Below are 17,449 nucleotides of genomic sequence, written 5' to 3'. Positions count from 1 at the left end.
GGCGCGCAGCCTTAGTTTGCCTTACAGTCCTTGGCATAGCGGTCGCCGTAGTTCTCGAAAACTTTTTGCACGATCTCGGTCTGGAATTTGCCATCCGGACGCTTGGCGACCTTGGTCAGATAGAAATCCTGGATCGGATAGCCGTTGGTGTTGAACTTGAACGACCCGCGCAGCGATGTGAAGTCCGCCTTCTTCAGGGCAGCCGCAACGGCGTCCTTGTTGGAGAAGTCGCCCTTCACAGCCCTGACCGCGCTGTCGATCAGCATCGCGGCGTCATAGGCCTGGAACGCGTAGGTGCCGGGCACAGTGTTGTAGGCGGCCTCGTAGGCGGCGACGAACTTCTTGTTCTGGAGATTGTCGAGGTTGGGCGCCCAGTTCGCGCCGCCGAACATCCCAACGGCGGCATCCTGCTGAGCGGGCAGAGTCGATTCATCCACGGTGAAAGCCGAAAGCACCGGAATGCTGTCGGCAAGGCCAGCCTGCTTGTATTGCTTGACGAGGTTGACGCCGAGACCGCCCGGCATGAACGTGAACAGCGCATCGGGCTTCTGCGCGGAGATCTTCGACAGCTCCGGTTGGAAATCCAGCGTGTTCAGCGGCATATAGGATTCTTCGACGATCTCACCCTTATAGTCGAGCTTGAAGCCGGCAACCGAATCCTTGCCGGCCTGATAGTTCGGCACCATCAGGTACATCCGCTTGTAGCCGCGATCCTGCGCCACTTTGCCAAGGATCTCGTGCACCTGATCGTTCTGGTACGATGTCACATAGAAGAACGGGTTGCAGTCCTTGCCGGCATAGGTCGACGGGCCGGCATTCGGGCTGATCAGAAAGGTCTTCGCCTCGGTCACGGGCCGGTGGATGGCCTGAAGGACGTTGGAGAACACTGGTCCGACCACGAAGTCGACCTTGTCGCGTTCGAGCAGACCCTTGACCTTGGTTACCGCCGCGTCAGGCTTCAGTTCGTCATCGACCACGACGACCTCGACATCGCGACCATCCATCTTATTGCCGAGATCCTTCATCGCGAGCGCAAAGCCGTCGCGAACCTGCTGGCCCAGCGCGGCGGCCGGCCCCGACAGGGTCACGATCACGCCCAGCTTGATCTTTTCCTGCGCCAGGGCAGGGCTCATCGCGGCACCGAGCAGCAAGGCGGCCGCAGCCAAGGTCCGTTGCATTTTCATGATTTCTCCACCGTGACATCAGAGCTGCGTTGCAAGCCGCGTACTCCGATCGAAGATTATGCCGATGACGGCGCACGCGGCAAGCCAAGCTCACGGCGTCACCTTGATGCGCGCAGCGGAGCATGCAAGCGGCGCGCCAAATTGCTTCAACCTTAAAGAGATCGCTGTGCGATCGATTGTTACAGCTTTAGGCTTGCGGCCGGCGCGGATTTACTTGAAGCTCAAAACATTAGGGAATCCGGGGCGGCGCCAATGCCGGCCGTGAGTGATTGCACCAAGATGCTCGATTCCGAGACCAAGGCCGTCGAAACGCCTGAGGACCACGCCGAAGAACTTCGGCTGTGGTTGCGCCTGCTCACCTGCACGACCCTGATCGAGGGTGAGGTCCGCGGTCGCCTGCGGCAGCGCTTTGATGTCACGCTCCCTCGTTTCGACCTGATGGCGCAGCTCGACAAGGCGCCCGACGGCATGACGCTATCGGATGTCTCCAAGCGCATGATGGTGTCCAACGGCAACGTCACCGGCCTCGTCGAGCGCCTAGTGGAATCCGGCCATCTCGACCGCCGTACCTCGGAGACCGACCGTCGGGTCCAGGTGATCCGCCTCACAAAGGTCGGCCGCGCGGAGTTCCGCCGAATGGCCGCAGAGCACGAGACCTGGATCGCCGATCTCTTCGCCGATTTGACCCCGAAGGACGTGCGCGAGCTGATGCGGCTCCTGGCCAAGACCAAGGGGTCTGCGCAGAAATCCGCCGCACGGCGCCGCCCCTGACGTTGCGGGTTCCCCGGCCGCCAATTCCACCTTGCCGGACGAAAATGCATAGGATGCCCAAATCCGCTATTGCGCCGAATTGTTTTAAGCCTAAAATGTTTTTCGTTGAGTGCTGCCGGGTGCTTTCCATGCTGAAAGGAGCGTGCGATGGCCAACGCTGCCAAGGTGCAAGTCTCAGGCTCGCATGACGGCGACGCCGCGACGGCCCATGTCGATACATTTGCGCGGCAACATCTGCCGCCGCCCGAGCTCTGGCCGGAGTTCATCTTCACGCGGCCGGAACTCCGCTATCCGCCGCGACTGAACTGTGTGACCTATTTCCTCGACCGTTGGATCGAGCAGGGCCACGGCGACGCGCCTTGCGTCATCAGTCCCGCCGTGAGCTACACCTATCGCGAACTACAAGAGCTCGTGAATCGCATTGCCAATGTGCTCGTTGGCAAGCTCGGTCTCGTCACGGGTGGACGCGTGATGCTGCGCTCCGCCAATAGCGCCATGATGGTTGCGACGTATTTAGCGGTGATCAAGGCCGGTGGTATCTGCGTGGCGACGATGCCGCTGCTGCGCGCCAAGGAGCTGTCCTATCCAATTCTGAAGGCGGAGATCACGCTCGCGCTCTGCGACGGAAAACTCTCCGATGAGATGGAAAGAGCGAAGCTGGCGGCGCCCGGTCTCAAGCACGTGGTGTATTGGGGCAATGGCGCTTCCGATTCGCTCGAGGCGCTGATCGCGGATGCAAGTCCGGAGTTTACCGCGGTCGATACCGCCGCGGACGATGTTTGCCTGATCGCGTTCACGTCGGGCACGACGGGCGATCCAAAGGGCACCATGCATTTCCACCGGGACATGCTGGCGGTGTGCGACGGTTATGCGCGCAATATTCTGCGAGCCGAGCAGAAGGATCGATTCATTGGCTCCGCGCCCCTGGCCTTCACCTTCGGCTTTGGCGGCGTGCTGTTTCCGTTGCACATCGGCGCTTCCTTCGTGGTGCTGGAGAAGACGACCCCGGACGATATGCTGTCCGCTATCGAGCGATACAGGACCACAGTCTGCTTCACGGCACCGACTGCATATCGCGCGTTGATAAGCAAACTCGCGGGCCGCGACATCTCCTCGCTTCGCAAATGCGTATCCGCGGGCGAGACGTTGCCTAAGCCGACATTCGATGCCTGGCTGAAGGCAACCGGCATCAAGTTGATGGACGGGATCGGCTCGACAGAGTTGTTGCACATCTTCATCAGCGCGACTGAAGACGAAATACGTCCGGGCGCGACCGGCAAGCCGGTGCCCGGCTATGAGGCGAAGATCGTCGATGATGAGGGCAATGATTTGCCGCCGGGGACGATGGGGAAGCTCGCGGTGCGCGGGCCGACCGGCTGCCGCTATCTTGCCGACGAACGCCAGCGGAAATATGTTCAGAACGGCTGGAATATCACCGGCGACACCTATCTGATGGATGGCGATGGCTATTTCTGGTACCAGTCGCGCTCTGACGACATGATTGTATCATCCGGATACAATATCGCGGGCACGGATGTGGAAGCAGCCCTGCTCACGCATCCGTCGGTCGCCGAGTGCGGCGTCGTCGGTGCGCCGGACGAGGCGCGCGGGATGATCGTGAAGGCTTACGTCATCGTCGCCGCCGGCGTGATGCCGGACGCAAAGCTCGCAGCCGAGTTGCAAGAGCACGTCAAACGTGAGATTGCGCCGTATAAATATCCGCGCGCGATCGAGTTCGTGACGCAGCTGCCGAAGACCGAGACCGGAAAATTGAAGCGCTTCGCCTTGCGGCAATTTGCGCAGGCGGCGGTGACGTCCTCAGGCGTCGCGGCGGAATGAGATGAGGATCGAGAATTGTCCGTGACGACGCCGAAAGGCCCCCAGCTCGCTGTGCTGCAGACCGCTGCCGAGGATGACGCCCGTCCCAGGGCGCAAGTGCTCCAGCCATCCGGTTGGCCGATGCCGAAGGGCTATGCCAATGGAATGGCTGCCGAGGGACGCATTGTCGTCACCGGCGGCGTGATCGGCTGGGATGCCCAGGAACGTCTTGCGGACGGTTTTGTTGCGCAGGTGCATCAGGCCTTGAGCAATATCGCCGAGATTCTTGGCGAGGCCGGTGCGCGGCCCGAGCATCTCGTGCGGCTGACCTGGTATGTCGTCGACATGGAGGAGTATCTGACGAACCTGAAGGAGCTCGGCAGGATCTACCGCGTCGTCTTCGGCGCGCACTATCCCGCGATGGCGCTGGTCCAGGTCGTTCGTCTCGTCGAGAAAGCGGCGCGCGTCGAGATCGAAGCCACCGCTGTCATTCCCCGCTAGGCCGCGCTCAGCTCGCCTTGGAGAGATTCTCGTCCTCGGGTGAGTTCAGATAAACGCCCGACATCGTGTCGACCCAGCAGAGATGGTCGTGCACCTTCTTGACACCTTCGACGTTCTCAGCGGCAACAATCGCGGCCTGCCGCGCCCGTTCCTCGGTAATGACACCGTTCAAATGAACGATGCCGTCGCGCACGATCACGTTCAGCCCGAACGGACACCAGTCGTATGTCTCCATGGCATTGATGATGCGGCTGCGGATGTGATCGTCGTCGGCCGTCGGATCCGGCACGTCGCGGGCGAGACCCGCTACCGCCTGTAGAAGGTTGGTGCGCGACACGAGACCGACGATCTTCTCGCCGCGAACCACCGGAAGGCGTTTCACGTTGTTCCGCTCCATGAGATCGACGATCTCGGGAAGCGCGGTATCCTCGGTGATGGTCACAGGTGAGACAGTCATGACTTCCGCGACTTTGCGGCCATGCTCGTGGACGAAATCGCTGGCTGATTTTCCGGACCCGAGAATGAAGCGCAGCCAGCGGCCATGCTTGCGACCGGTACCGATTTCGCTGCGCCGGATGAAATCACCTTCCGAGACCACTCCGATCAGCTTGCCGCTGTTGTCGACAACGGTGAGGCCGCTGACGTGGCGCTTCAGCATGATGTTCGCAGCCTCGACGATGCTGGTGTCCGGCGTGACCGAGATGACCGATCGCGTCATGATCTGGTGAGCGCGCATGGGAGAACTCCGCAGGTTCGCATGAATATCGATGTCCGAGGTCTAGATCAGCGGCGAAGGTGGAAGTTGACCCAGGTCAAGCCGCGCTTGCGAATGCCTAATCCTCTGCTCGCGCATCCGGTGTCAGGTCGGAGACGCGGAACGGCTTGCTCTTCTCGACCTTGCGATAGGCCGTCGAAGCCGTTCGCAATAGCTTCTTTTCCCGCTTGCGGTCGAGGAAGCGAATCCCGGCTCCGGGAACTGCCTCGTTCAGTGAAGCGGCCAGCGTCTGACCGCGCGCATCGTCGTTCAGCTGTCCAAGGGATTTTTGTGCCCTGCGCAATTGCTTGAGGATCGATTTTTGTTTCGTCAGCGACTTGTCGGCGAATAAATCCTCCAGCGACTCGATCGAATAGGTCAGCCGCTTGTTGAGAATCCGCAACTTGTGCCGTTTCCCGACGTCGAGCTTGCGCAGTTTCCGGGCCTTTCTGAGCAGCGTCTTTTCCCAATCGGTCAACTGCGCCGTCGCGTGCTCGGCGAGGGGACAGCGGCGCAGTCTGATGGCCTCCTTGCTACGCCTTGTCGACCAGGGGCCGCTCTCGATCCAGCTCGAGGTCTGTTCGACCAGGCGGCGATAGCGCGCCGATTGCAGAGCGCGAGCCAACAGGCGATGGCTTTCGGCGCGTTTGTCGTCCCAGTGCTGCAGTTCGGCAACCACGGCGAGCTCGTCACCTGTTTCGGCCACCACGCGTTCAATCGCGACGTCGAGATCCCGCACCATGCCGAGCTGGCTGTTCAGCCATTTCAGCTCGGCCCAGACTTTGGGGCGCAGCGCATCGTCGAGCATTGGGAAAAAGAAGCGGATCGCGGTCCGCAGATGGGTTAGTGCGATGCGGATCTGATGCAGCGCTTCGGGATCGCCTCGGCAGGTGCCCGCATGCTGGGCGAGGACGGCGGCGAGGTGACGGCGGGCGATGATTCGAAAGGCGGTGTCGCAAGCCATGCCCGAGCTGAGGCGGCCGGGCAGCATATTGCGGCTCGCCGCCGTCTTGGTGCGGGCGGTCGCCGTCGAACTCCTGGTGGGTCGCGCCATCCTTGTCCGCGCCAATCAGATTGCCTTACCTGCCCTTGGCGATTGCATCCCGGCAGCTCTGGAGCGTCTGCGCTTGTGTCCCGGATGCATCGATGGTCGCCCAGCCGATATGGCCGATATCGTAGCGCTCTTGCAACGCGGCAACCTCTTGCGTGGCATCCGAAGCGTCGCCGCGGCGGCCGCCGATGCGAGCCTGCCGGGTTGCCAGATCGGCGACCAGGAAGAGTCCGGTGAGAGGCACGTTGCAGTCGCGGGCGAGGGCGGCGAAGGCATCCCGCTCAAAATCACGAGCGAACACACCCTCGGCAACAGCCGAATGGCCCTGGGCCAGCACGCGCCGGGCGCGTTCGGCCAAAGTCGCGTAGACCCGCTCGGCAAGCTCGGGCGTGTATGCAGTCGGCGGCAACCGCTCTGTGTCGGGGACCCCGAACAACTGCTTGCGAATGACGTCGCTGCGCAATACGACGGCGCCTGGCTCTGGTGCTACGGTCGGCGCGAGCGCCCGTGCCAAGACGGTCTTGCCGCTACCCGACAGGCCGCCCACCGCGACAAGATGGGGACGGGGAGGTTGGATCAGCGCCCGGGCAAGGTCGAAATAGCGACGCGCTTGGTCAAGAACGCCGACATCTTGGGAATGCGTTGGCTTCAGCCGTGCCAAGGCCACCTGGGCGCGAACGGCCGCGCGAATGGACATGAAAAGTGGCAGCGCGCGGAGCGCATCGAGATTGTCGACTGACGTCGTGGCAAGGTATCGGTTGAACATGCTGTTTGCGGCCAGCGGCTGATCGTGGCGCAACAGATCCATCAGCGTGAAAGCGAAGTCGTACAGCACGTCGACCGTCGCCATCTCTGCGTCGAACTCGATGGCATCGAACAGCACGGGCTGCTGCTCGATCAACACGATATTCGCAAGATGCAAATCGCCATGGCAACGGCGCACGAAACCCCGGCGGGCGCGCTCTTCAAGCAAAGGTCGAACACGCAGGAACGCTGCATGCGAGGCCTGCCCAAGCTGCTCGATCGCCGCAGTCGGGAGATGATTGCCCTTTCTCAGGCCATTGCTGTTGCCGTCGATCAGGGCGAGGATCGAAGCAACCCATCTTTTGCCGTCGATGGGAAACGCTGCCGCGTGTGAAGCCACGATCGCGTCGGCGACCGCCGATGCAAGGTCCGCGTCGAACCGTCCCGCCTTGGCCAGATGATCGAGCGTCCGGTTCTCATCGAAACGCGACATATCGACTGCATATTCGATAGGCCGGCCGTTGCCGTCGATCGTCACGGACCCGTCGGGTTCTTCCGTGACGGCGACGACGCCACGATAGATCTCCGGCGCGTGTGGCCTGTTGATCCTGACTTCCTCCTCGCAGGCCGCCTTGCGTTTATCGGGGGTCGAATAGTCAAGAAATGGATACTTCACCGCGCGCTTGATCTTCAGCGCACGCCTTCCGTCGAGGAAGACCGAAGCCGCGTGCGTGTCGATCCGCTTCACGCCGGCGTGCGCGGTCAGAGCCGCGAAGATCCGTTCCTGGGTCGCAGAACTGTCCGTCATCCCTGCCGGCATGTTGCAGATGGTAGCACCAAGCGGTCCGGCCGCAAGCCAGGGTAACCTCTAAGTCGTGACCGCCGCTTGACTTCCATCAAATGCTGTCGTGGGCTGGCGAGGCGGAGTTTTCCCGGCTTGAGGAGGATCAAGCATCCGGACCGGAGGTGGCCTATTCTGGCGTGCGAGGAGAATCCGATGCCCATCAAGGACGTCTTTCTGCCGCTCGTTGGCGAGCCGCGTGCGCCCACGCTAGCCGCAATTGAGAAGTGCGTCGCAGTCGCCGCCGACCTCGGCGCCCGGATCACGGGGCTCGCGCTCGAAGACGATGCCTTCGTGCGGCCGACGGTCGTGTTTCCCGATGACCCCAAGCCTGCCGAACTCAGCAATATGGGCGAAGCGGGAGATATGCAGCAGCTCGTGAATGCATTCACCAACGCGACCTCCCGTGCCGGCATTCGTGCCCAAGGCCGATCGGGCAAGGTGCCGGCGGATCAGATCGCGTCGACCCTGGCGGAGCAGGCACGCGTCAGCGATCTCAGTTTGATCCCCGTGAGGCCACACGACAGCAGAACCGAAAACATCGTTGAAACGTTCCTGTTCCAGTCCGGCCGGCCGCTGTTGCTATGTCCAGAGCAGCATGTGGAGAGGCTGCGGCCGGAGTTCGAGAATGTCGTGATTGCCTGGGACCATTCGGCGCGCGCCGCACGCGCGGTCGGGGACGCGCTGCCGATCCTGCAGACCGCCGCCGTGGTGCGGGTGATCACGGTGGCCGGTGACGAGGGCGACGCAATCACGCAATCGGGCGACAGCCTCGTCCATCACCTGAGGGAACACGGGGTCTATGCGTCCTTCGAAACCGTGAAGGACAGCGGGAGCTCGATCGGCAAGGTACTGGGGAGTTGGGCAGAGGCCCACGCCGTCGACGCCATCGTCATGGGCGCTTACCGACATTCGCGCCTGAACGAGACCGTCTGGGGCGGCGTGACCAAGACCGTCATCGGTCAGCCACCATGCTGGGTGATGATGTCGCACTAGGTGCGTTTCAATCCCGGTCTGGGTTAGCTTTTGTCGCCCCGTTGCCCGATCGGACTGGTGTGATCATGTCGACCTACCGCCTGAAAACCCTGCTGTCGCCCCGGTCGGTCGCACTCGTCGGCGCAAGCGCTCGCCCGGTGTCCGTCGGACGGGCGGTCCTGGAGAACATTCGTAAGGCGGAGTTCAAGGGGCCGTTCGGTTTGGTCAACCCGCGCCATGCCGAGATCGGCGGTATCGCGGCAGTGAGCAGCCTGGACAACCTGCCGTTCGTGCCCGAGCTGATCGTCATTACTGCGCCGGCGCGTGAGGTCCCTGCGATCATCGACCAGGCTGGTCGCGTTGGCTCGGCCGGGGCCCTGATCGTTTCGTCGGGACTCGGCCATGGATCGGGATCGCTCCAGGAGACCGCCGTTGCGACCGCCCGCAAATACGGCATGCGGCTGATCGGCCCGAATTGCCTCGGCATCATGATGCCCGGCGCAAGCCTCAACGCGAGTTTCGCCGCGCACATGCCGAGGGCCGGAAACCTCGCTCTGATCTCGCAATCGGGCGCGATCGCGGCCGGCATGGTGGATTGGGCTGCGCAGCGTGGCGTCGGCTTCTCCGGCATCGTCACGATCGGCGATCAGATCGACGTCGATATCGCTGATTTGCTCGACTATTTCGCGATGGACCAAAAAACGCGTGCGATTCTGCTCTATATCGAGGCCATCAAGGACGCACGGAAGTTCATGTCGGCAGCGCGTGCCGCGGCGCGTGTGAAGCCCGTTGTCGTGGTGAAGTCGGGGCGCATGACGCAGGGGGCGACGGTGGCTGCCACGCATACGGGCGCGCTCGCCGGTGCGGATGCGGTCTATGACGCGGCCTTCCGCCGCGCCGGTGTTCTTCGGGTGTCCGATCTGCGCGAGCTGTTTGATTGTGCCGAGACGCTCGGCAGGATCGGGGCGCCGGCGGGAAAACGACTCGCGATTCTGACAAATGGCGGTGGCATCGGCGTCCTGGCGGTCGACCGGCTGGCCGAGCTCGGCGGAATTCCCGCGCCGATGATGCCGGAGACGCGCGAGAAGCTCGCTGCGGTGCTGCCGCCGACCTGGTCCGGCACCAATCCAGTCGACATCGTCGGCGACGCAGATGCCTCGCGCTATGCTGCGGCACTGGAGGTCCTGCTCGACGATCCTGGCAATGATGCGATCCTCGTGCTCAACGTGCAGACCGCGATTGCATCGGCCAACGCGATCGCGGCGACCGTTACCGAGCTCGTTGTCAAATATCGTGAGAAACATCGCAGTTGGGCCAAGCCGGTGCTTGCGGCCTGGGTCGGCGCGGATCAGGACATCATCGCGACGCTGTCCGCCGCTGGCATCCCGAACTATCCGACTGAAGACGACGCGGTGCGCGGCTTCATGCATATGGTCCGGCATCGCGAGGTGGTCGACGAGCTGAGCCAGGTGCCGCCGGCGATACCGGATAGGTTCGTGCCTGATGTGGCGGCTGCAAGACAGGTCGTTGCGACGGCCATGGCCGACGGACGTAAATGGCTTGAGCCCGTCGAGATCAAGCATCTGCTCGGGTGCTATGACATCACGATGGTGCCGACCTTTGCGGCTGATGATGTCGATCAGGCGGTCGCCTACGCGGACGGGATATTCGCCCAAGGTGCCACCGTCGTGCTCAAGATCCTGTCGCGCGATATCGCGCACAAATCCGATGTCGGCGGTGTCGTGCTCAATCTGACCACGCCGGCCGCGGTGCGCGCAGCCGCGGTCGATATACTTGCGCGAATGAGAAAGTTAAGGCCCGAAGCCCGTATTGACGGTATCATCGTTCAAGCGATGGTCGTCAAAGCGAAGGCGCGCGAGTTGATCCTGGGCCTCGCCGACGATCCGACCTTCGGCACCGTCGTGGTGTTCGGCCGCGGCGGCACGGCGGTGGACATCATCAACGACAAGGCTCTGGCGCTGCCGCCGCTCGATTTGCAGCTCGCCCGTGACCTGATCGAGCGTACACGTGTGTCCCGGTTGTTGCCTGCGTACCGGGATGTGCCGGCAGTCAAGCATGACGCGGTCGCACTGGTGCTCGTCAAGCTGGCGCAGATGGCAACCGACATCCCTGAGATACGCGAGCTCGACATCAATCCGCTGCTGGCCGACGAAACCGGCGTGACCGCCGTCGATGCCCGCGTCGCGGTGCGGCCGCCGCAGCGCAAATTTGCGGGCTCAGGCCCGGCCAATTTCGCTGTCCGCGCCTATCCCTCGCAATGGGAGCGCCGGCTCGCACTCAAGGACGGCTGGCGCATTTTCGCGCGGCCGCTTCGCCCCGAAGACGAACCGACCATCCACGAATTCCTGCGTCACGTCACGCCTGAGGATCTCCGCCTGCGCTTCTTCGCGCCGATGAAGGAGTTCACGCATGAGTTTATCGCGCGCTTGACGCAGCTCGATTATGCGCGCGCCATGGCTTTCATCGCCTTCGATGAGAAGAACGAGATGGTCGGCGTGGTGCGACTCCACTCGGATTCGGTCTACGAGAGCGGCGAGTACGCGATCCTGCTGCGGTCCGACCTCAAGGGCAGGGGGCTCGGCTGGGCCCTGATGCAGCTGATGATCGACTACGCGAAGTCGGAAGGGCTCAAGACGATCTCGGGCGACGTGCTCAAGGAGAACGTCGTGATGCTGGAGATGTGCCGGCAGTTCGGTTTCGAGATCAAGCCGGATCCGGCCGAGCCTGATATCTGCGACGTCTGCCTGAAGCTCTGATCCGCCCAGTTGTGGGGACGATTCGGGCGTGTTTGCCGCGGAGTAGGGCGGGTGTGTGGCCAAGATTGATCCGGCTCGACAGGCATTCCCCAGCGCATTCTTGCCCTTCCGGCGTGCGCAGGGGCCTCTTTTGGCTTGCATCCCTGCAACTGTGCATGGGCTGAAGCGCATCAGCGCACCCTGCAGGTGCGGCTCCGGGGCGCAATCGCGGCATTTTGGCAGCCTTTCTCTCGAGGTCTGTCCGTGCTTTCCGGTTGAAAAGCCCGCTAACGTTGACTACGGAGGAACTCCAGTGCCTCGCAGTCTTAGGAGTCCCGGCGTGCCTCAGGACAAGACCGGCGACCCCCGGCAGTTGTCGGGTAACAAACTGTCCGTCCTGCGCAAGCATCCGATCTTCGCAGATCTGGATCCGGAAGCGCTGGATCAGCTGTGCCGCTACGCCAAGCACACCACCGTCAAGCGTGGTTCGACCATCGCCGCCAAGGGCGATCCCGGCAATAATCTGTTCGCGGTGATCACGGGAACGGTGAAGATCTCTAGTTCGTCGCCCGACGGGCGGAACGCTATTCTCAATCTGATCGGCCCGGGCGAAATCTTCGGCGAGATCGCCGTACTCGATGGTGCGCCGCGGTCGGCGGATGCGACCGCAAACACCAACTGCGAACTCTACATCATCGACCGCCGCGACTTCCTGCCGTTCGTGAAGAGCCAGCCGGCGCTCGCGATGAAATTCATCGAGCTGCTCTGCGCGCGGCTGCGCTGGACCAGCCAGCAGGTCGAACAGGTGATCTTGCAGAATCTGCCGGGCCGGCTTGCAAGCGCGCTGCTGGGTCTCACCGAGGAACGCAAGCTCGATTCCGGCAGCGGCACGCTCGCGATCACCCAGCAGGAGATCAGCGAGATGGTTGGGATGACGCGCGAGAGCATCAACAAGCAATTGCGCGCCTGGGCCGCACGAAGCTGGGTGCGCCTCGAGCATGGCGCTATCGTCGTGCTCGACATCGATGCGCTGCGTGAGCTTGCCGAAAGCGGCCTCGACGGCGAGTGAGAGCCTAGCCGTCGAGGTTTGTGCAGCTTCTCGATATGGCAGGAGCCGACGTGCCGCCCCGCCTTGTGACCCTCGAGCCGCTGGCGACAAACCGGCGCGACCTGATTCAGTGCAGGATGTGACGCGGCAGCCAGAGCGAAATCTCCGGCAGGAAGGTGACGAGCATCAGCACGAACAGCATGACGCCGTAGAACGGCCAGATCTTGCGCATGACGTCTTCGAGCGAGACCTTGCCGACGGCGCAGCCGACGAACAGGATCGCACCGACCGGCGGATGGCACAAGCCGATGCCGAGGTTGAGCAGCATGATCATGCCGAAGTGCACCGGATCGACGCCGAAATTCTGCATCACGGGAAGGAGGATTGGCGTTGCGATCAGGATCGACGGCGCCATGTCGAGCAGCGTGCCGAGCAGCAGCAGCAGGACGTTGAGCAGCAACAGGATGACGTATTTGTTGCTGGAGATCGACAGGAAGAACGCCGTCATTTTCGCCGGCATCTGCGTCAGCGCCATGATGTAGCCGACGGCGGAGGCGCAGGCGATCAGCGTCATCACCATCGCAACGGTGCGCAAGGTCCGGTGCAGCAGCACCGGCAGGTCGCGCCATCTGTAGTCGCGGTAGACGAACATGGTGACGAAGAATGCCCAGATGCAGGCGACCGCGCCGGCTTCGATCGCGGTGAAAATGCCGCCCAGAATGCCGCCGAGGATGATGACGAGCGTGATCAGGCCCCAGGCCGCGTCGATCGTGATCTTGACGGCTTCCTTGGCCGGCACGGTACGGCCCTGCGGGTGACCTTCGCGATAGGCAATCACCAGGCACAGCATGATCAGTGAGAATCCGATCAGCAGCCCCGGGAAAACGCCAGCCATGAAAAGCGCGCTGATCGAGATGGTACCGCCGGTGGCGAGCGAATAGAGCACGGCGTTGTGGCTCGGCGGCACCAGCAGCGCCTGAACCGACGAGGAGATGGTGAGGTTGGTCGCAAACACCCGCGGATAGCCGTTCTTCTCCATCTGGGGGATCATCACCGAGCCGATCGCCGACGTGTCGGCAACGGCAGAGCCGGAGATGCCGCTGAGGAAGGTCGTCGCGAGCACGTTGACGATCGAGAGGCCGCCGCGCAGTCGCGTCAAGCCGACCAGAACGTCGGCAAAGGCGACAAGCCGCCGCGCCATGCCGCCTTCGGCCATGATGGCGCCGGCGAGCACGAAGAACGGAATCGTCAGCATCGCAACTTTGCTGACGCCGTCCGAGATCTTCAGCATCAAGGCTTCGAGCGGAATGCCGACCGACAATGCGCCGGCGATCGCCGCCATTGCCAGCGAATAGGCGATCGGCATGCCGATCAGGAAGCAGACGATCATCGTGCCGAGGAGGATAAAGATGTCCATTGCGAGAACTCCCGGCTCACTCGAAGGGGGCGGTTTCGGAGTGCCTGCCGATCGGGTCGGGCGGCACGCCGAGGAAAATTCGCTCGATCACGAAGAGCAGAAGGCAGAGTCCGCCGATCGGAATCGGCAGATAGGTGACGCCGACCGACAGCGAGGGGAAATCAGGGATCGTGTTGTACCAGGTGACCTGGACCAGACGTTCGCCCCAGATCACCATGAACAAGGCGATCAGCGCCATCAGCAGCTGCACCAGGATGTCGGTTGCCTTTTGCAGCGGCGGCGGCAGTTTCTTGGCAAAATAGCCAACGCTCATATGGAGGTTGAGCCGGTAGCCGGCGGCTGCGCCGATGAAAGTCAGCACGATCGTCAGCAGAACCGCCGTCGGCTCTGGCCATGAAGCCGCACTGTTGAGCACGTAGCGCGTGAACACCGCCCACGGAATCACCGCGGAGATCGCGACCAGCGCTGTGCAGCCGACGATCACGCATAACAGGTAGAGATAGTCCATCGCTCGGCGAAACAGTGCGGCCATCCGCGTTTCCTGCTCTGTCAGTGGTTCAGATTGTCGAGGCCGAAGCGCGATGAGTGATTGTCGCGCTTCGGCTTTGGTTCGAGAACGTTCAGAGCGTCTGGATGCGCTGGATCATGGCCTGGTATTTCGGACCATACTTGTCCCACACCGGCTTGACCGCATCCTGGAATGGCTTCTTGTCGGCAATCTCCACGATCTCGCAGCCAGCGGCCTTGGCCTTCTCCATCGCCGTCGTTTCGTACTTCTTCCAGAGCTCGCGCTCCTCGAGCTGCGCCTCGCGGGCGAACTTCTTGATCAGCGCCTGGTCGTCGGCGGACAGCGCGGTCCAGGACCGCTTGGAGAAGCAGAGAATCTCGGGGATGATCAGATGCTCCGTCAGCGAGTAGTATTTCGCCACGGTGTAGTGGTTGCTGAAAACGTAGCTCGGCGGGTTGTTCTCGGCGCCGTCGATCACGCCGGTCTGCAGCGAGGAGAATACCTGGTCATAGCCCATCGCGATGCCGTTGCCGCCAAGCGCATTGACCATGTCGATGAAGATCGGGTTGCCGATCACGCGAAGCTTCAGGCCGTGAACGTCGGCGACCGATTTGATGGGGTGCTTGGTGTTGTAGAAGCTGCGTGCACCGGAATCCATCCAGCACAGGCCGACCAGATTGGCGTTGGGGCTCGCGGTGATCTTGTCGAGCAGCTCCTGGCCGACCTCGCCGTCCATCATCTTCCAGGATTGCGCCACGTTCTTGAACAGGAACGGCATGTTGACGACGTTGATGTCGTCGACGATCGGACCGACGGCGCCGGCGCTGACGCGCAGCATCTGGATCGCGCCGATCTGGGTTTGCTCGATCGTTTCCTTCTCGGCGCCAAGTTGCGCGGAGGGATAGGTCTGGATCGAGAGGCGGCCCTGGGTTGCCTCGGCGAGCTTCTTGCCCATGTTCTCGACGGCGGCGACTGTCGGATAGCCGACCGGCTGCACGTCAGCGGCCTTGAAGACGGCCTTGGTCTGGGCGTGGCCCGACGAGATCGGAGCCAGCGTGGCAGCTCCCAGTCCGGCGCTCAATTTGATGAAGTCACGGCGTAGCATGGTCGTCTCCCTCATTAGTTCTTTGTGTCGTCTTGTTGACCGGAAAGCCGGTCACTCTGTGCTGGCGAAAAACTCCGGATTGGTATGTTGCGTCTCCGAGATGTCGCGAAGCAGCCGGTCGAGATGGCGCTCCATCGCAATCCCTGCACGTTGCGGATCGTGCGCCTCGATCGCCGCGAGGATCGGTTCGTGCTCTGCGATGACCTGCGTCATGCGTCCGGCGACCGGCAGCGTCAGTTGGCGATAACGATCGACATGCATCTTTACATGCAGGATCAGCGTCCAGATCCCGGGATGTCTGGCGACATCGGCGATGGTGGCGTGGAACAGCTCATCGGCCTGATGAAACGCGGTGCGGTCTCCAGCTTCATCGGCCTCCCGCTGGCGTTCCACGATCGACCGCAATTGCAGGATCTGACTCGTCGTGGCGCGTTCGGCCGCGAAGCGCGCGGTGGTCTCTTCCAGCGCCTTGCGGATGATGATGGCCTCGGGCAGGGCGGCGAGCGGGATGCGGGACACGAAGATGCCGGACTGCGGAAAAACGTCCAGCAGGCCTTCGTCGGAAAGCTTGAGAATCGCTTCGCGCACCGGCGTGCGGCTGACGCCGAAGCTGAGCGCGATCTCGGATTCCGAGATCACCTCGCCCGGCCTGCGACGCATCGAGACCAGCTCGCCGCGCAGCTCGCTGTAGATACGCGCCGAAGCCGTCGCTCGCTGGGGTGGCTTACCGCGGCGAGGACTGGTCATGGCTGAAGCCGCGGCTTCCGTTGTCTTCGTCGAGCGGACGGGCATGCGTGCTCTGCAAATTGATATATTAGTATATGAAGCGGTTTGCGAGAAGATCAACTAGGAGATTAGGAGGGGGTGTCCCTGTTGCGCTGCAGCAAGCGGCAGCGGTTCTCGCACCGAAAGCCCGGCGCGAGATTTCTCTGGCGACGATGACGGATAATTCCGCGCTCAAGCGCCCCTCCCTGGATCCATTTCCCCGTTCGCCTTCCTAAGGGCGCGCCGAGCAAGGAGTCCAAGTTGAAGCGAGTATCGATCGATGCCGTTTTTAGATTGATGAGGCGATCGCCGGGGACGCGAACGTTGTATTTGAACCTCTCGTATCCCGGCCGCTTGGTTCGCAACAAGCGACCTGACCGCAACAAGAAAAGGATGTAACCGTGACTGATTATCGCAAGCTCTTCGATCTCACCGGCAAGACGGCCGTGGTGCTCGGGGCCGCATCGGGCATCGGCAAATCGTCCGCCGAGGCGCTGGCCGGACTTGGTGCGCAGGTCGTTTGCGCCGATCACGCGCTTGACGCCGCGGAGGCGACAGCTGCGGGCATTCGGGAGAAGGGCGGCTGGGCCGAGGCCGCAGGGTGCGACGCTGCTGGCGCCGCCGATGTCAACGCGCTCGCGAAAACCGTGATGCATAAATTTCCGCGGCTTGACATCGCCGTGACGACGCCCGGGCTCAACATCCGCAAGACCATTCTCGACTACACCGAGGAGGACCTCGATCGCGTCCTGAACCTCAACGTCAAGGGCACCGTCTGGTTCTTCCAGGCCTTCGGCCGCATCATGGTCGAGCAGAAGGGCGGCAGCATCATCGCGTGCTCCTCGGTGCGCGCGGTGACCATCGAGCCGGGCCTCGGTGTCTACGGCTCGACCAAGGCTGCGATCGGCCTTCTGGTGAAGGGCTTTGCCTCCGAGGTCGGGCATGCCGGCGTGCGCGTCAACGCGATCGCGCCGAGCATCGTGGAGACTGCGCTGACCAGCCCGTTCAAGCAGCGGCCCGACATCTACAATCTGTATGCGGGCCACACTGTGTTCAATCGTTGGAGCAGTGCCGACGAGGTCGCGACAGCCGTCGCCTATCTCGCTTCGGATGCTGCGAGCTATGTCAGCGGCAGCACGCTGTTCGTCGACGGCGGCTGGACCGGCGTCGACGGCCCGCCGACCGGTCTCACGCAGCTGCACAAATGAGGT

The 17,449-nt window shown here is 62.5% G+C and carries 15 protein-coding genes; 7 read left to right on the top strand and 8 right to left on the bottom strand.

The window, feature by feature from the left end; all coding sequences use genetic code 11:
- Nucleotides 1-11 precede the first annotated feature (11 nt).
- Nucleotides 12-1,184: an ABC transporter substrate-binding protein gene (locus tag ACVW16_RS07655; protein WP_456738767.1), complete on the bottom strand. Its 1,173-nt coding sequence runs from the start codon at nt 1,182-1,184 to the stop codon at nt 12-14.
- Nucleotides 1,185-1,436: 252 nt separating this feature from the next.
- Here ACVW16_RS07655 and ACVW16_RS07650 point away from each other — a divergent pair, with 252 nt between their 5' ends.
- The 3 genes from ACVW16_RS07650 (at nt 1,437) to ACVW16_RS07640 (ending at nt 4,274) form a co-directional block, all read left to right on the top strand.
- Nucleotides 1,437-1,955 carry a MarR family winged helix-turn-helix transcriptional regulator gene (locus ACVW16_RS07650; protein ID WP_456704726.1) on the top strand — a complete coding sequence of 173 codons (519 nt, stop codon included), beginning with the start codon at nt 1,437-1,439 and terminating at the stop codon, nt 1,953-1,955.
- 147 nt (nt 1,956-2,102) lie between these two features.
- Nucleotides 2,103-3,794: a benzoate-CoA ligase family protein gene (locus ACVW16_RS07645; protein ID WP_456735805.1), complete on the top strand. Its 1,692-nt coding sequence runs from the start codon at nt 2,103-2,105 to the stop codon at nt 3,792-3,794.
- A 21-nt stretch (nt 3,795-3,815) separates the two neighbouring features.
- On the top strand, nt 3,816-4,274 hold the full coding sequence (locus tag ACVW16_RS07640) for a RidA family protein (RefSeq protein ID WP_456704724.1): 459 nt from the start codon (nt 3,816-3,818) through the stop codon (nt 4,272-4,274).
- Between the two features lie 7 nt (nt 4,275-4,281).
- On the opposite strand, the gene ACVW16_RS07635 is transcribed toward ACVW16_RS07640, so the two are convergent.
- The 3 genes from ACVW16_RS07635 to ACVW16_RS07625 all read right to left on the bottom strand — a co-directional run bounded on the left by ACVW16_RS07635 (nt 4,282) and on the right by ACVW16_RS07625 (nt 7,631).
- Entirely contained in the window at nt 4,282-5,010 is a 729-nt protein-coding gene (locus ACVW16_RS07635) for a CBS domain-containing protein (protein WP_456704723.1), read from the bottom strand.
- Between the two features lie 97 nt (nt 5,011-5,107).
- On the bottom strand, nt 5,108-6,082 hold the full coding sequence (locus tag ACVW16_RS07630; RefSeq protein WP_456704722.1) for a CHAD domain-containing protein: 975 nt from the start codon (nt 6,080-6,082) through the stop codon (nt 5,108-5,110).
- A gap of 25 nt (nt 6,083-6,107) precedes the next feature.
- Nucleotides 6,108-7,631 carry a bifunctional aminoglycoside phosphotransferase/ATP-binding protein gene (locus ACVW16_RS07625; protein WP_456735804.1) on the bottom strand — a complete coding sequence of 508 codons (1,524 nt, stop codon included), beginning with the start codon at nt 7,629-7,631 and terminating at the stop codon, nt 6,108-6,110.
- A 189-nt stretch (nt 7,632-7,820) separates the two neighbouring features.
- On the opposite strand from ACVW16_RS07625, the gene ACVW16_RS07620 reads away from it, so the two are divergent.
- The 3 genes from ACVW16_RS07620 (at nt 7,821) to ACVW16_RS07610 (ending at nt 12,464) form a co-directional block, all read left to right on the top strand.
- Nucleotides 7,821-8,660, top strand: coding sequence for a universal stress protein (locus ACVW16_RS07620; RefSeq protein WP_456735803.1), 840 nt, complete (start codon nt 7,821-7,823; stop codon nt 8,658-8,660).
- A 65-nt stretch (nt 8,661-8,725) separates the two neighbouring features.
- Nucleotides 8,726-11,416: a bifunctional acetate--CoA ligase family protein/GNAT family N-acetyltransferase gene (locus ACVW16_RS07615; protein ID WP_456735802.1), complete on the top strand. Its 2,691-nt coding sequence runs from the start codon at nt 8,726-8,728 to the stop codon at nt 11,414-11,416.
- A 319-nt stretch (nt 11,417-11,735) separates the two neighbouring features.
- A complete protein-coding gene (locus tag ACVW16_RS07610) occupies nt 11,736-12,464 on the top strand; it encodes a Crp/Fnr family transcriptional regulator (RefSeq protein ID WP_456704719.1) in 729 nt (242 codons plus the stop codon).
- Nucleotides 12,465-12,570: 106 nt separating this feature from the next.
- Here the strand turns inward: ACVW16_RS07610 and ACVW16_RS07605 are convergent, their stop codons facing one another.
- The 4 genes from ACVW16_RS07605 to ACVW16_RS07590 form a co-directional block, all read right to left on the bottom strand.
- The gene (locus ACVW16_RS07605; RefSeq protein WP_456735801.1) at nt 12,571-13,860 is read right to left on the bottom strand and encodes a TRAP transporter large permease; all 1,290 of its coding nucleotides are present in this window, start codon (nt 13,858-13,860) and stop codon (nt 12,571-12,573) included.
- 16 nt (nt 13,861-13,876) lie between these two features.
- The gene (locus tag ACVW16_RS07600) at nt 13,877-14,392 is read right to left on the bottom strand and encodes a TRAP transporter small permease (RefSeq protein WP_456735800.1); all 516 of its coding nucleotides are present in this window, start codon (nt 14,390-14,392) and stop codon (nt 13,877-13,879) included.
- A gap of 88 nt (nt 14,393-14,480) precedes the next feature.
- Nucleotides 14,481-15,473: a TRAP transporter substrate-binding protein gene (dctP, locus tag ACVW16_RS07595; protein WP_092228979.1), complete on the bottom strand. Its 993-nt coding sequence runs from the start codon at nt 15,471-15,473 to the stop codon at nt 14,481-14,483.
- A gap of 51 nt (nt 15,474-15,524) precedes the next feature.
- Nucleotides 15,525-16,220, bottom strand: coding sequence for a GntR family transcriptional regulator (locus ACVW16_RS07590; RefSeq protein WP_456704715.1), 696 nt, complete (start codon nt 16,218-16,220; stop codon nt 15,525-15,527).
- A gap of 419 nt (nt 16,221-16,639) precedes the next feature.
- Here ACVW16_RS07590 and ACVW16_RS07585 point away from each other — a divergent pair, with 419 nt between their 5' ends.
- Nucleotides 16,640-17,446: an SDR family NAD(P)-dependent oxidoreductase gene (locus ACVW16_RS07585; protein ID WP_456735799.1), complete on the top strand. Its 807-nt coding sequence runs from the start codon at nt 16,640-16,642 to the stop codon at nt 17,444-17,446.
- Nucleotides 17,447-17,449: the final 3 nt, after the last annotated feature.

It is taken from the genome of Bradyrhizobium sp. USDA 4474 (assembly GCF_054057515.1).
The sequence above is the reverse complement of the archived record's forward strand: the minus strand, read 5'-3'. Positions and strand labels throughout refer to the sequence as shown.

Coding starts and splice junctions, on each gene's coding strand:
- ACVW16_RS07655 (WP_456738767.1), bottom strand. CDS start 1,184: ATGAAAATGCAACGGACCTTGGCTGCGGCCGCCTTGCTGCTCGGTGCC.
- ACVW16_RS07650 (WP_456704726.1), top strand. CDS start 1,437: ATGCCGGCCGTGAGTGATTGCACCAAGATGCTCGATTCCGAGACCAAG.
- ACVW16_RS07645 (WP_456735805.1), top strand. CDS start 2,103: ATGGCCAACGCTGCCAAGGTGCAAGTCTCAGGCTCGCATGACGGCGAC.
- ACVW16_RS07635 (WP_456704723.1), bottom strand. CDS start 5,010: ATGCGCGCTCACCAGATCATGACGCGATCGGTCATCTCGGTCACGCCG.
- ACVW16_RS07630 (WP_456704722.1), bottom strand. CDS start 6,082: ATGGCGCGACCCACCAGGAGTTCGACGGCGACCGCCCGCACCAAGACG.
- ACVW16_RS07625 (WP_456735804.1), bottom strand. CDS start 7,631: ATGACGGACAGTTCTGCGACCCAGGAACGGATCTTCGCGGCTCTGACC.
- ACVW16_RS07620 (WP_456735803.1), top strand. CDS start 7,821: ATGCCCATCAAGGACGTCTTTCTGCCGCTCGTTGGCGAGCCGCGTGCG.
- ACVW16_RS07615 (WP_456735802.1), top strand. CDS start 8,726: ATGTCGACCTACCGCCTGAAAACCCTGCTGTCGCCCCGGTCGGTCGCA.
- ACVW16_RS07605 (WP_456735801.1), bottom strand. CDS start 13,860: ATGGACATCTTTATCCTCCTCGGCACGATGATCGTCTGCTTCCTGATC.
- ACVW16_RS07600 (WP_456735800.1), bottom strand. CDS start 14,392: ATGGCCGCACTGTTTCGCCGAGCGATGGACTATCTCTACCTGTTATGC.
- dctP (WP_092228979.1), bottom strand. CDS start 15,473: ATGCTACGCCGTGACTTCATCAAATTGAGCGCCGGACTGGGAGCTGCC.
- ACVW16_RS07590 (WP_456704715.1), bottom strand. CDS start 16,220: ATGACCAGTCCTCGCCGCGGTAAGCCACCCCAGCGAGCGACGGCTTCG.